The sequence below is a fragment of the Actinomyces capricornis genome (genome assembly GCF_019974135.1).
Classification (GTDB): domain Bacteria; phylum Actinomycetota; class Actinomycetes; order Actinomycetales; family Actinomycetaceae; genus Actinomyces; species Actinomyces capricornis.
On sequence record NZ_AP025017.1, the window covers coordinates 500,787 to 513,120 of the forward strand.

Sequence of the window (12,334 nt, forward strand, 5' to 3'; positions counted from 1 at the left end):
TCCGTGACCTTCGTGACCACTCTGTCACAAACCGCACGATCCGCATAGCACATCAGCCAGACGGGCGATATCTCACAGTCCCATAGCAGGCACTAAGGGAAGTTCCCCGTCAACTCTCAGGTTCCTGGGGTTGACGGGGGCCGCCGACGGCAGAAGAACTCGACCACCCACGAGCCTGCCGGGGCCTCATGACCTGCGCATCCGCCGTCCTCGGGCCGGGCCGCCACCCCACCCGGGATCTCAGCAGCGCCTCAGCCCTCCAGGCGCAGGAGGTCCTCGATGGTCTCGGGGCGCAGCACCCAGCCCTGCTCGCCCCCGGCCACCCAGGCCACACCGGGGCGGGTGAACAGGTTGTAGTTCATGCCCATGGAGCGCCCGTAGGCGCCGGTGGCCGGGACCGCCAGCACATCGCCCACGGTCACATCCGCCGGCAGGTCCACGTCGCGGACCACCACGTCCCCGCTCTCGCAGTGCTTGCCCACCACGCGGCAGCGCACCACCCCGGTGGACTGCGAGCGCCGTCCCGCCAGCAGGGCGGTGTAGGCGGCGCCGTAGAGTGCGGGGCGCAGGTTGTCGCTCATGCCGCCCTCGACGCTGACGTAGAGGCGGCTGGCCCCCTGGCCCAGCTCGACCCGCTTGAGGCCGGTGACCCGGTAGAGCGTGACCTGGGAGGGGCCCGCGATGGAGCGCCCCGGCTCCACCGAGACGCGCGGCGCCTCATCGCCCAGCTCGGCGCACACCCGGCGCACCACCGCCGCCAGGGCGCGGGCCAGGGTCGTGGGCGAGGGGGCGGGGTCGTCGGCACCGGTGTAGGCGATGCCGAGCCCCCCGCCCAGGTCGATCTCCGGGCACAGCCAGCCGGTGTCGGCGGCCACCTCGTGGCGCAGCCGCAGGACGGCGGCGGCGGCCTCCTCGAATCCCGCCGGGTCGGTGATCTGACTGCCGATATGCGAGTGCAGGCCCCGCAGCTCCAGCTCGGGGGCCGCCACGATCCGGTCGATGGCCTCGCGGGCGGCCCCGGTGTGGATGGACAGGCCGAACTTCTGGTCCTCGTGGGCGGTGGCGATGAACTCGTGGCCGCCGGCATGGATGCCGGTGGTCAGGCGCACCATGAGGCCCGCCCGCTCCTGGGGGCCGTAGTGCCCCTCCTCGCGCCAGCGGCGCACGGCACCGGCCGCGTACTCGATCTCCTCGGGGGAGTCGATGACGATATGCCCCAGGCGGTGGTAGACGGCCAGGCTCACCTCGGCCTCGGTCTTGCCATTGCCGTGCAGACCCAGGCGATGGGCCCTGGTGGCGGCACCGGCCCCCTCGACCTGCTCGACGGCGGCCAGGCCCACGGCCAGCTCGCCGCGCGAGGCGGTGTCGATGCCCAGGCCCTCCTCCAGGGCGAGGCGGGCCACCCGGGTGGTCAGGAAGGCCTTGCCGGCATAGAAGGCCTCGCCCCCCGCCATCCCGTAGCCCTCCCAGAACTCCTCGGCCATGGCGGCGGCCCAGGTGGCGGCCCGCCCCCGGAAGTCGGCCTCATCCAGGACGTAGACAGGGGCCGGCGCCTCATCGAGGATCGCACTGACGGGGCGCCCCCCGATCTCCAGCTCACCATCCTCAGTGCGCCGGGCCGTGGTGGGCCACAGGTCGGGGCGCTCCTCCGGCTCGGGGCAGACCAGGGCGCCCAGGGGGGCCTCACCGGCGGGGACCGCGCTCCCCCCCTCCTCAGCGGTGGCTCCGGTCTCAGCAGTCTCGGTCATGGTGCTCCTCGGGGCTGGGGCGGGCGGACAACTCGGGGACTCGCCCGGCAGATGGCCGGGGCCGGCACGGCCGGGGCGGGGCTGCGCGGCCCGGCCCCCAGGCGCGGGACCGGGCCGCGATGCTCACATCCGCTCCGGGGCGCTGACGCCCAGCAGGCCCAGGCCGTTGGCCACGACCTGTCCGACGGCGTCGTTGAGCCACAGGCGGGCGACGTGACCGGCCTCGACCGGGTCATCGCCGCGCGGGGTCACCCGGGTGGCGGAGTACCAGCCGTGGTAGGCCCCGGCGAGCTGCTCGAGGTAGCGGGCCACGCGGTGCTGCTCGCGCAGGGCGGCGGCCTGGGCCACGACGGCGGGGTACTGGGCGAGCACGCCCAGCAGGGCGGAGTCGGCGGGGTCGTCCAGGGCCGAGGGCTCGAAGCCGGCCTCGCGGCGCACCCCGTGCTCGGCGGCATTGCGGGCCACGTTGCGGGTGCGGGCGTGGGCGTACTGGACGTAGTAGACGGGGTTGTCGTTGGTGCGCGAGGCCAGCAGGTCCAGGTCGATGTCGATGGTGGAGTCCATGGAGGAGCGGGCCAGGGCGTAGCGGGCGGCGTCCACCCCGACCGCCTCGACGAGATCCTCCAGGGTGACGATGGTGCCGGCCCGCTTGGACATGCGCACCGGGGCCCCGTCCTTGACCAGATTGACCATCTGGCCGATGAGGATCTGCATGTTGACCCCGGGGGTGTCGCCGTAGGCGGCGCACATGGCCATCATGCGCCCCACGTAGCCGTGGTGGTCGGCGCCCAGGAGGTAGATGGAGCAGGTGGCCCCGCGCGAGCGCTTGTCCAGGTAGTAGGCGGTGTCGGCGGCGAAGTAGGCGGGGTTGCCGTCGGACTTGATGAGGACGCGGTCCTTGTCGTCGCCGAAGTCGGTGGTGCGCAGCCAGGTGGCGCCGTCGCGCTCCTCGATGACGCCGCGCTCGCGCAGCTCGCCGATGGAGCGGGTGACCGCCCCCGAGCTGTGCAGGGAGTCCTCGTGGAAGAAGACGTCGAAGTCGGAGCGGAAGGCGTGCAGCTCGGCCTTGATGGCGTCGAACATGAGCTCCACGCCCTGGGAGCGGAAGACCTCGGCCGCCTCGGCGTCGTCGAGCGAGGCCGGATCGGGGCGGCCCGCCGCGATCTCATCGGCGGTGACGCGCTGGGCGATCTCGGCGATGTAGGCGCCTCCGTAGCCGTTCTCGGGGGTCTCCTGGCCGCGGGCGGCGGCCAGGAGGGAGGCGGCGAAGTGGTCGATCTGAGTGCCGTGGTCGTTGAAGTAGTACTCGCGGGTGACGGTGGCACCACTGGCCGCCAGGACCCGGGCCAGGGAGTCGCCCACGGCCGCCCAGCGCGCCCCGCCCAGGTGGACCGGACCGGTGGGGTTGGCCGAGACGTACTCCAGGTTGATGTGCTGGCCGGCCAGGGTCTCGTTGCGGCCGTAGTCGGCCCCGGCCTCCACAATGGTGCGGGCCAGCCCGCCGGCGGCCCCGGCGTCCAGGCGGATGTTGAGGAAGCCGGGACCGGCCACCTCCACCCCGGCCACGCCGTCGAGCCCGGCCAGGCGGGGGGCGAGGAGCTCGGCCAGGGCGCGCGGGGAGGTGCCCGCCTTCTTGGCCAGCTGCATGGCCGCATTGGTGGACCAGTCCCCGTGGTCGCGGTTCCTGGGTCGCTCGACGCGGGGCAGCGGAACCTCCTGCTCACTGAGGGACAGGGAGCCGTCGGAGGCGGCGGTGGTCAGGACAGTGCGGATCGCTGCGGCAAGCTCTTCGGGAGTCACGAGCGCAAGGGTACCGCCTGCACAGGCGGGCCGGCGTGCGGCCCTCATGACAATGATCCCAGATCCGCCGGGGCTGCGGGGCTCCTCGCGCTCAGCCCCGCCTGCGGCCCATCAGCCACTCGCGCGCGGCCCCGACCTTGTAGGCGGGCTCGAAGGAGGCCATGTGCTCCATCTCGGAGACTGGGTTGGCACTCAGCACGGTCCCCTCCTCGAAGGAGACGAACAGGTGGTCCTGGTCCTGGGCGAGCAGCTCCTCAGCCGCTCCCCGGGTCTGCTCATCGCTCCAGGTGGCGTCCCAGGTGGCCGAGGCGTAGGGCACGGAGGCGGAGTCGAGCAGGGCCCGCACGTCCTCCTGCCCCTGACTGGCCCTGGAGTCTCCCGCCGCGGCGAAGTACCAGAAGTCCTGGCCGGTCAGCCCCTGGAGCTGGGAGGGGTCCCACTGCCCCGAGACGAGCATGAGGGCGGTGAAGAGGTCGGCGTGCTGGGCGGCCAGGTACATCACCGTCATGCATCCCATGGACTGGCCGGTGCCGTACACGCGGGCCCTGTCCACGGGGTACTCCTCGACCAGGCTCGCCACCAGGCGCTGGGACATCTCCACATAGTCGGTGAGGGTGTAGCCGTCGTGGTCGTCGAGGACCACCTCGGGGTAGGCCGGGACGACGACGATGGCCTTGTGCCTGGCCTGCTCGGAGGGCGCCGCCCAGATGAGGGCGCCGTACTGCCCCAGTGGCGCGGTGACCTCCTGACCGGCAAGGCTGGAGTCGGCGATGTAGAGCACCAGGGGGTAGCTCTCCCCGGAGGCCTCGTAGCCCTCCGGCAGGTAGATGTTGTAGGGCAGGGTCTTGGATGTCTGGGCGTCCTCGTAGGCGGCCTGCCGGAAGAGGCCGGGCACGGTGGCGGCCAGCTCCTCCAGGGTCGGTGAGGCCGAGGCCTCCATGGTGGCGGCGGGCTCGGTGGCGGCGGCCCCGGTCCCCGTGGCCCCCTGCGAAGGGCCGGGGGCGGAGGCCGCGGAGGAGGCCGCGGAGGAGGAGCCCTGCCCGCAGGCCGCCAGCGCGGCTGCCGAGGCCGATGCCAGGGACAGCGCCAGGACGTGACGGCGCGGCGGACGGGAGGGGTGCGGACGGCCATCGGGGAGACCAGGGGCGGAAGGAGTGGAGGTGCTCATGGCCCCGATCCTGCACTGCCCGCCTTATCGTCAGGCCAGCCCTGGCTGTGCCGCATCTGTGAAGGCCTCCCTGGGGGCGGGTCCTCAATGGGCCCTGTGGGGCGGGGGCGGCTCAGGCGTAGTACATGGCCAGGCGCCGGCCATCGACGGTGTGGACGGGGATGGAGCACCCGTAGATGCCCTGGAGCACCTCGGTGTCCATGATCGTCTCGGGGCCGCCGTGCGCCACCACCCGCCCCTCGCGCAGCGCCAGGATGGAGTCGGCCCAGCAGGAGGCGTAGTTGACGTCGTGCAGGACCAGGACCACCGTGCGGCCCAGCTCATCGGCGGCCGCCCGCAGCCGGCGCATCATGGCGGTGGCATGCGTCATGTCCAGGTTGTTGAGGGGCTCATCGAGCAGGAGGTAGGGGGTGTCCTGGGCCAGCACCATGGCCACGAAGGCCCGCTGGCGCTGGCCGCCGCTCATCTGGTCCAGGCGGCGCTCGGCCAGATCCTCCAGGTCCATCCAGGCGATGGCCTCCTCCACCGCCTGGCGGTCGGCGTCGGTGGGGCGCCCGCCGTTGTGGGGGAAGCGGCCGAAGGAGACCAGGTCACGCACGGTCAGTCGCACGGTCAGGTGGGTCTCCTGGCGCAGGACGGCCATGGTGCGGGCCAACTCGCGGCTGTCGGCCGTGGTCACGTCCAGCCCGCCGACGACGACGGTCCCGGCGTCGGCGCCCAGCAGGCGGGCGATGATGGACAGCAGGGTGGACTTGCCGGCCCCGTTGGGGCCGATGAGGCAGGTCACCCCGCCGGCCGGCAGGTCGACGCTCACGCCGTCCAGCACGAGCTGGTCGCCGTAGCGCTTGGAGACGCGGTCGATGGAGATCACTGGCGCTTGCCCTCCCGGATGAGCAGGATGATGAGAAGAAGCCCACCGGCCAACTCCACCACCACTGACAGGACGGTGCCCCAGTCCAGCAGGTGCTGGAGGATCGCCTGGCCGCCCACGAGGGTGACCATGGCGCACAGCCCCGACATGGGCAGGGTGTAGGCGTGGCGGTGGCTGCCGGCCAGCCGGTAGGCCAGGTGGGCCACCAGGAGGCCGAAGAAGGTGATGGGGCCCACCATCGCCGTGGAGACGCAGACCAGCAGGGCGATGACCACCATGGTCCGGCGCACCTCCCGGTCGTAGGCCACCCCCAGGCAGACCGCCGTCGGGCGGCCCAGCAGCAGGACGTCCAGGGTGCGGCGGCGCCACCACAGCCACGCCGTCAGGACTCCGACCACCCCCGCCCCGGCCCACAGCAGCTCGGTGCTCACGCCGCTGAAGGAGGCGAAGAGCCGGGACTGCAGGACGAAGAACTCGTTGGGGTCGAGCAGCCGCTGGATGAAGACCACGATGCTGCGCAGCAGGGTGCCCAGGATGATCCCGGCCAGGACCAGGACGTGGATCTGGCGCCCGGAGCTGAGCAGGGGGACGATGAGCAGCCAGGAGGCGGCCACCATGACGGCGGTGGTGGCGGCGAACTGGGCCAGGCTGGAGGTGGTGGCCAGCACCTGGCTGCCGGCCAGGGCCACCACGAGGGTCTGGATGAGGGTGTAGACGGCGTCCAGGCCCATGATCGCCGGGGTGAGGATCCGGTTGGCGGTGATGGTCTGGAAGGCCACGGTGGACACCGCCACCGCCCAGCCCACGATGACCAGCGCCCCCAGGGTGGGCAGGCGGAAGCGCAGGGCCGAGTGCAGGCTGCGCACGTCATAGCCCATGAACAGGACGGCGAGCGCCAGGGCCAGCAGGACCATGGCCGCCAGGCGCCAGCCGGGGTGGAGTCGCGCGCTCATCGGGTCCCCCGCAGCAGCAGCAGGAGGAAGAGCAGGGAGCCGACGACGCCCATGATGACCCCCACGGAGATCTCGTAGGGCTGGCGCACGAGCCTGCCGATGACATCGCAGCCCAGGACCATGATGGCCCCGCCCAGTGCCACCCACGGCAGGGAGCGGCGCAGGTGGTCCCCCACGATGAGGGAGACGATGTTGGGCACCACCAGCCCCAGGAAGGGCAGGGCGCCCACGACGACGACGCTCACGGCGCTGGTCACCGCAACGATGGCCAGCCCCAGGGCCATGGTGCGATCGTAGGCCAGTCCCAGGCCCACGGCGTGGTCGCGGCCCAGGCCGGCCAGGGTGAGGCGGTCCGCGGCCAGCCAGGTGATGAGCGCGACGAGGCCCACCCCCCACAGCAGCTCGTAGCGCCCCGCCACGATGCCCGACAGGTCGCCATTGGTCCAGGTGCCCAGGGTCTGCATGAGGTCCAGGCGCCAGGCCACGAAGGTGGTCGCGGCCTCCACCACGGAGGCCAGCATGATCCCCACCAGGGGGACGAGGACGTCGTCGGGCCGGTGGGTGGGCAGGCGGCGCAGGAGCCACAGGAAGAGGGCCGAGCCCACCATCGCGCTGAGCGCGCCGATGGCCATCTTGGTGGCCACGGGGGCCGCAGGGGCCAGGACGGTGGCGGCCAGGATGCCGGCGGTGGCGAACTGCACGGTACCGGTGGTCGAGGGCGCCACGAAGCGGTTGCGCACGAGCAGCTGCATGAGGGCCCCGGCCATCGCCAGCGCCGCCCCGGCCAGGGCCGCGGCCGCGGTGCGCGGGATGCGCGAGACGACGACGATGCGGGCGTCGCGCCCCGAGGCGCCGCCGCCCAGGAGCCCCTCCAGGGAGATCTGCGCGGCGCCCACGGACAGTGAGGCGAGGATGAGGACGACGAGGAGCACCACCATGGCCGCCATGAGCAGGGCCTTGCGCTGCGCGCTCCCGGCGGGCGCCGGGCCCGCGGGCGAGGACGCTCGCGGGCCCGGCGCTGGGGCTGCGGGAGGGTGGGCCACCGGCAGCGGCGCGGTCATGCCTTGATGGCGGTGGCGATCTCGTCGACCATGGCCGGGGCGTTGTGCAGGCCCGCGCCGATGATGTACCAGCGCTCGCCGTCGAGGTAGACCACCTGGTTCTTGGTCCAGGCGGTGGTGGAGGTGACCAGCTCGGTGTTGAGGACCTCCTTGGCGGCCTTGCCGGACTCGCCGATGGCGGCGTCGCGGTCCACGACGAAGAGCCAGTCGGGGTTGGCCTGGTTGATGCGCTCGAAGGAGAGGGCCTCGCCGTGGACCTCGGGCTTGAGGTCCGGGATCGCGGGGGCCACCCCCAGGTCGTCGTGGATGAGGCCGAAGCGCGATCCCGGGCCGTAGGCGGTGACCTCCCCGCCGCTGGTGAGCAGGATGAGGCCCTTGCCGATGGTGGAGGCCGTGGTCTTGGTCTGCTCGACCTTGGCCTTGTAGGCGTCCAGCTCCTGGGTGGCCTTGGCCGGGAGCCCGAAGACCTTGCCCAGCAGCTCGGAGCCAGTGGTCAGGCGCTCGGAGAAGGCGGTGCCGCGGCCCCCGGGCATGAGCAGGGCGGTGAAGCTCTGGGAGATGGACTCGTAGGTGTCGGCCGAGCGGCCGCCGACGATGACCAGGTCCGGCCCTAGGGCGTCGATCTTCTCCTCGGAGGGCTCCTGGAAGCTGCCCACGATCTCGGCCGAGGGGAAGTGCTCGGCCAGGGTGGAGGGCAGCTTGTCGCCATTGGCCACGACGCCGACGACCCGGTCGGCCACCCCCAGGGCCACCAGGGTATCCAGGGCGGTGACGTCCAGGACGACGACCTTCTCCGGCAGCTTCTCGATGGTCATCTCGCCCTTGCCGTCGGTGACGGTCACCGGGAAGGCGCCGGCGTCCGGGCCCGCCGCAGGGGCACTGGCCCCGCTGCTGGGCGCGGCGGAGCCGCTCGTGGCGGGGGCTCCCTGCGTCTGCCCGGCAGAGGCGGAGGCGCCCGAGCCCGAGGAGCCGCCGGAGGAGCAGGCGGCGAGAGCGGCCAGGGTGCCCGCGGAGGCCAGGGAGAGGAAGGATCGGCGAGTGGTCATGGTGCTCCTTGATGTGGGTGGAGGCGCTGGGACGCACCCCATTTTTCACAAGGTTAGCCTTACATAACTCTGCCGTGATCTGCTATGTGATGCATACGACCACCGCGGGAGCAAGGGTGGGCGCGCCTGGCGATTACGCTCCCGGGCCTGCGCCCTGGTAGAGTCCCGACCCGGGCCCCGGTAGCTCAGTGGATAGAGCGTCTGCCTCCGGAGCAGAAGGTCGCAGGTTCGAATCCTGTCCGGGGCACGGCCCCGAGCCCCCGCCACCACCCGTGGCGGGGGCTTCGTCGATCCGAGGAGCCGCGACAGCCCCAGCACGTCACCGGCCCTGGACGGCACATGGCAGGGCTGCTACCGCATGACGGGCATGAGGCACCGCCGATGCGCCGACATCCCCTGCGTTCCGCCGCTGAGCCCTGCTCAGTGCGGGTCGGCCTCAGGCGGCCAGGACCTTCGTAGCCAGGGTGGGCACGTCGGTCATGATGGCGTCGACGTTGAGGGCGGCCAGGCGCCGCATCCGCTCGGGGCTGTCCACGGTCCACACATGGACCTCCAGGCCCTCGCGGTGCGCGGCCGCCACGAAGCGCCGGGTGACGATGGGCACGCCCCGGTAGGACTCGGGGACCTGGACCGCGTCCACCCGGCCGCGCGTCCAGCCCCAGCGGGTGTGCGGCAGCGGCAGGGCCGCCTCGCTGAGCAGCATGAGGCCCATGACGTCCCCCACTCCCAGGGAGGTGGTGGCCCGGGGCTCCTGACGGCGCAGCACGGCCAGGCGGCGGGCCGAGAAGGAGGCGAAGCGCACCCGCCCCAGGGCCTCGGCGTCGCGCACGGTCTGCAGGGCGCCCTGGACGACACCGGAGGCCTTGAGGTCGACGTTGAAGCGCAGGCCGGGATGGAGCTCCAGCGCATCGGAGAGGCGCACGAAGCCGCGCCCGTCGCCGGCATCGAGGTCGGCCAGCTCGGCCCACATGACCTCATCGATCCTGCGGGGGTCGCCCGAGGCGCGCCGCAGGTCCTCGTCGTGGGCCAGGACGACGACGCCGTCGGCGGTGGCCCGCAGGTCGGTCTCCATCCACCCCAGGCCCAGCTTGGAGACGTGCTCCACTGCGCTCCAGGTGTTCTCGGGGACCTCGCGGCCTCCCCCGCGATGTGCGATGACGGCCGGACGTCGTGTACGTGCCACGGTTAGGTGCCTCTCAGGAATGGGGATTCAGGAGCAGTTGGTGGTCAGCTCAACGGCGTTGTGCTCCTTGAGCCAGCCCCACGGTTCAACGGTGGACTCATCGGCGGTGTCATCGGCGGTGCGGACCTCGAAGTGGAGGTGGGGGCCCGAGGAGCGGCCGGTGTTGCCCACACCGGCGATGAGCTGGCCGGCGGTGACGGTGTCCCCGGCCTTGACGTAGATGCCGTCCTCGTACATGTGCAGGTAGCTGGTGTACCAGACCTTGCCATCGACCTCGTGCTTGATGGTGACGGTGCCGGTGCCGTCGACCATGCCCGCCGTGGTCACGGTACCGGCGGCCACGGCGTAGATCGCGGTTCCCACGGGGGCCGACAGGTCCTGGCCGGCGTGGAGCTTGAGGTAGCCCAGGGTGGGGTGGATGCGGTAGCCGTACTCCGAGGAGATCGTGTAGGTGTCCGGGAGCATGGGGTAGAACAGCTCCGGGGCGGAGTTGAAGGCGCTGGTGTCGCCCGAGGCGCCCGTCACCGAGGAGCAGGTCTTGGCGGCGTTCTGGTAGGCCTCGCGGATGCGGGCCAGGGTAGCGGCATCGGGAACATTGGACAGGTCCTCGCCGCCCTCCTCATCCAGGTCGGCATCCGAGCCCAGGACGGCGGCCGCCACGGAGGAGGGCCGGGAGCTGGCCTGCGGGGAGGCCTCGTTCAAGGACTGGGAGAACCCGCCGGTGCTGGCCAGGGCGGCGTTGGTCAGCTGGCCGCTGACCGGGGCGATGACGGTGGCCACGGCCAGCGTGACCAGGACGGCGGTGCGCCCCAGGACGCTGGCGCTGCGGCGCCCCGGGGAGGGGCGTGCCGGGGTGGGTCGGCGGCTGCCGCGGACGGGGCGCGAGCCCGCACCGCTCAGGCCGAAGGACTCGCCCCGGACGGTGTCCGCGCCCTCCTGGGCGCGGTCGTCCTGGGCGCGGCTGCGGGCCTTTCGGCTCATGCGGCGGATCTCGGGGACCTGGAGGGTGTCAGCGCTGCGGAACTCCTCCAGCTCGCGGGAGAAGCGCAGCTCGCGACCGCCCATGCTGGCAGCCTCGGCGGCGCCTGCCGCCACCTCGGCCGGGCTGGGCGACGCAGCACTCCGGCCGGCCTGCCGTTGCGGGCTGCTCACCACGGCCATCGCCGCCGCCCCGCGGCTCCGAGCCGCCCCAGCGTCGTCAGTGGCCCTCCCGCCAGTGAGCCTCCCGGCGATGGCCCGCTCGGCCCTGGCCGCCTCGGGGGCGGCCTCATCGGCGCGCGCCCCGGCACCACCGGCGGGCCCCTGGGCCCGGGCGGGCGTGGGCGGCTGGGCGGACTGCGCCTGCGGGCCGCGGGCCGACTGGTGAGCCGGTGCGCCTGCGGCCGCGATGGCGATGGGCTTCCAGCTCAGGCCTGCGGCCGTGGCGGAGTCCCAGGAACGATCAGCGTCGGACCCGTCGGCATCCTGCGATTGGGCGGCCGGCGTCGGCCCGACCGGGGGGCCCGATGATCGGGCCGCACCGGGCACGGATACGGCGCAGGCCTCTGAGGCGGTCTCGCCTGAGGCGGCCTCCGCCTGCCAGTCCCGCCCGGTGGCGGCCCGCCCCGCATGCCCGACCGTGGCGCCGGCTCCCAGGGTGCGGGCCCGTCCGGCGCGCGGGGTGGTGGGCTCGGGGCCCCCGGAGCCGGTGGCGGACGAACCGGGGGATGCGGCTCCATGAGGGGCCTGACGTGCAGGCGTCGCGGCGGAGCCGCCGGACTGGGCCAGGAGGGCGGCATCCAGCGAGGCATCGAGGGCGGCGCGGGAGCCCCGGGCACGACGGGATCGACGCGCCCGGGCGGGGACCGAGGGTCCGCCCCCGGGCACCTCATGGGCGGCCGGGGCCGCAGTGCCGGAGGAGGCCGGGGCGGCCGACGGCGCCGATGCCGAACGCTCCCAGGCACCGGGAGCAGCCGGTGGGGCGGAGGCGTGCGAGGTGGGGGCCTGCGGCGCCCGGCCCTGCGGAGCACCAGTGGCCACCGAGGCCCGCGGCTCCGATGACCACGGCGCCGAGGACTGGGGCGCTGAGGCCTGGGACGTCGTCGGCCTCGACGCCGAGGACTGGGGCGCCGGGCTCGGGGAGGCGGGCTGGGGGGCGCGGCCCTGAGGATCCGAGGACTGGTGGGCCGCGGCCACCGCGGAGCCGACCTGCTGGAGGCGGCGCGAGCGCAGGGTCACAGCCGCCTCAGCCGCGGAGCCCCCCGAGGGCGGGCGCGCGCCACTCAGGGCATGGCCGCCGCCCCCGGCCGACAGGGAGTCTGACGGGGCGGCCGACCAGCTCTGCGCCCACCGGCGGTCCCCGCCCTGGCGCCCACTCCGGGCCGCTGGCGCCGCCTGGGCCGAACCTGGCCCCGGGGCGGCACCGGGAGTGGTGCCCGCCGGGCCATCGGTTGCCGCAGGCCCTGCTCCGGCACCTGCCGACAGGCGCCGACGGGCCATGCGGGTCATCGGCACCGCACCGGCGC

Annotated in this window: 9 protein-coding genes and 1 tRNA gene; 1 reads left to right on the forward strand and 9 read right to left on the reverse strand. The window is 73.3% G+C overall.

What is annotated here, in order from left to right:
* Positions 1 to 251 precede the first annotated feature (251 nt).
* The 7 genes from lysA to MANAM107_RS02060 form a co-directional block, all read right to left on the reverse strand.
* A complete protein-coding gene (gene lysA, locus MANAM107_RS02030) occupies positions 252 to 1,748 on the reverse strand; it encodes a diaminopimelate decarboxylase (protein ID WP_223910459.1) in 1,497 nt (498 codons plus the stop codon).
* A gap of 123 nt (positions 1,749 to 1,871) precedes the next feature.
* Positions 1,872 to 3,548, reverse strand: a complete 1,677-nt coding sequence (gene argS, locus MANAM107_RS02035; RefSeq protein ID WP_223910461.1) for an arginine--tRNA ligase — start codon at positions 3,546 to 3,548, stop codon at positions 1,872 to 1,874.
* Between the two features lie 91 nt (positions 3,549 to 3,639).
* Positions 3,640 to 4,716, reverse strand: coding sequence for a carboxylesterase family protein (locus MANAM107_RS02040; protein WP_223910463.1), 1,077 nt, complete (start codon positions 4,714 to 4,716; stop codon positions 3,640 to 3,642).
* Positions 4,717 to 4,828: 112 nt separating this feature from the next.
* Positions 4,829 to 5,587, reverse strand: coding sequence for an iron ABC transporter ATP-binding protein (locus MANAM107_RS02045; RefSeq protein WP_223910465.1), 759 nt, complete (start codon positions 5,585 to 5,587; stop codon positions 4,829 to 4,831).
* Entirely contained in the window at positions 5,584 to 6,540 is a 957-nt protein-coding gene (locus tag MANAM107_RS02050; RefSeq protein ID WP_223910468.1) for an iron chelate uptake ABC transporter family permease subunit, read from the reverse strand. The genes MANAM107_RS02045 and MANAM107_RS02050 overlap by 4 nt, the downstream gene beginning before the upstream one ends.
* The gene (locus tag MANAM107_RS02055) at positions 6,537 to 7,601 is read right to left on the reverse strand and encodes an ABC transporter permease (protein WP_223910471.1); all 1,065 of its coding nucleotides are present in this window, start codon (positions 7,599 to 7,601) and stop codon (positions 6,537 to 6,539) included. Before MANAM107_RS02055 ends, MANAM107_RS02050 begins: the two co-directional genes overlap by 4 nt.
* A complete protein-coding gene (locus MANAM107_RS02060; RefSeq protein WP_223910474.1) occupies positions 7,598 to 8,647 on the reverse strand; it encodes a siderophore ABC transporter substrate-binding protein in 1,050 nt (349 codons plus the stop codon). Before MANAM107_RS02060 ends, MANAM107_RS02055 begins: the two co-directional genes overlap by 4 nt.
* Before the next feature lie 174 nt (positions 8,648 to 8,821).
* On the opposite strand from MANAM107_RS02060, the gene MANAM107_RS02065 reads away from it, so the two are divergent.
* Positions 8,822 to 8,894: transfer RNA gene (locus MANAM107_RS02065), tRNA-Arg, on the forward strand.
* Positions 8,895 to 9,083: 189 nt separating this feature from the next.
* On the opposite strand, the gene MANAM107_RS02070 is transcribed toward MANAM107_RS02065, so the two are convergent.
* Together MANAM107_RS02070 and MANAM107_RS02075 are read right to left on the reverse strand one after the other, a co-directional pair.
* Positions 9,084 to 9,830, reverse strand: coding sequence for a glycerophosphodiester phosphodiesterase family protein (locus tag MANAM107_RS02070; RefSeq protein WP_223910477.1), 747 nt, complete (start codon positions 9,828 to 9,830; stop codon positions 9,084 to 9,086).
* A gap of 27 nt (positions 9,831 to 9,857) precedes the next feature.
* A complete protein-coding gene (locus MANAM107_RS02075; RefSeq protein ID WP_223910480.1) occupies positions 9,858 to 12,047 on the reverse strand; it encodes a M23 family metallopeptidase in 2,190 nt (729 codons plus the stop codon).
* Positions 12,048 to 12,334 lie beyond the last annotated feature (287 nt).

What these genes read in the sequence shown, in the direction of transcription:
- lysA (WP_223910459.1), bottom strand. Translation starts at nt 1,748, where the DNA reads ATGACCGAGACTGCTGAGACCGGAGCCACCGCTGAGGAGGGGGGGAGC.
- MANAM107_RS02040 (WP_223910463.1), bottom strand. Translation starts at nt 4,716, where the DNA reads ATGAGCACCTCCACTCCTTCCGCCCCTGGTCTCCCCGATGGCCGTCCG.
- MANAM107_RS02050 (WP_223910468.1), bottom strand. Translation starts at nt 6,540, where the DNA reads ATGAGCGCGCGACTCCACCCCGGCTGGCGCCTGGCGGCCATGGTCCTG.
- MANAM107_RS02055 (WP_223910471.1), bottom strand. Translation starts at nt 7,601, where the DNA reads ATGACCGCGCCGCTGCCGGTGGCCCACCCTCCCGCAGCCCCAGCGCCG.
- MANAM107_RS02060 (WP_223910474.1), bottom strand. Translation starts at nt 8,647, where the DNA reads ATGACCACTCGCCGATCCTTCCTCTCCCTGGCCTCCGCGGGCACCCTG.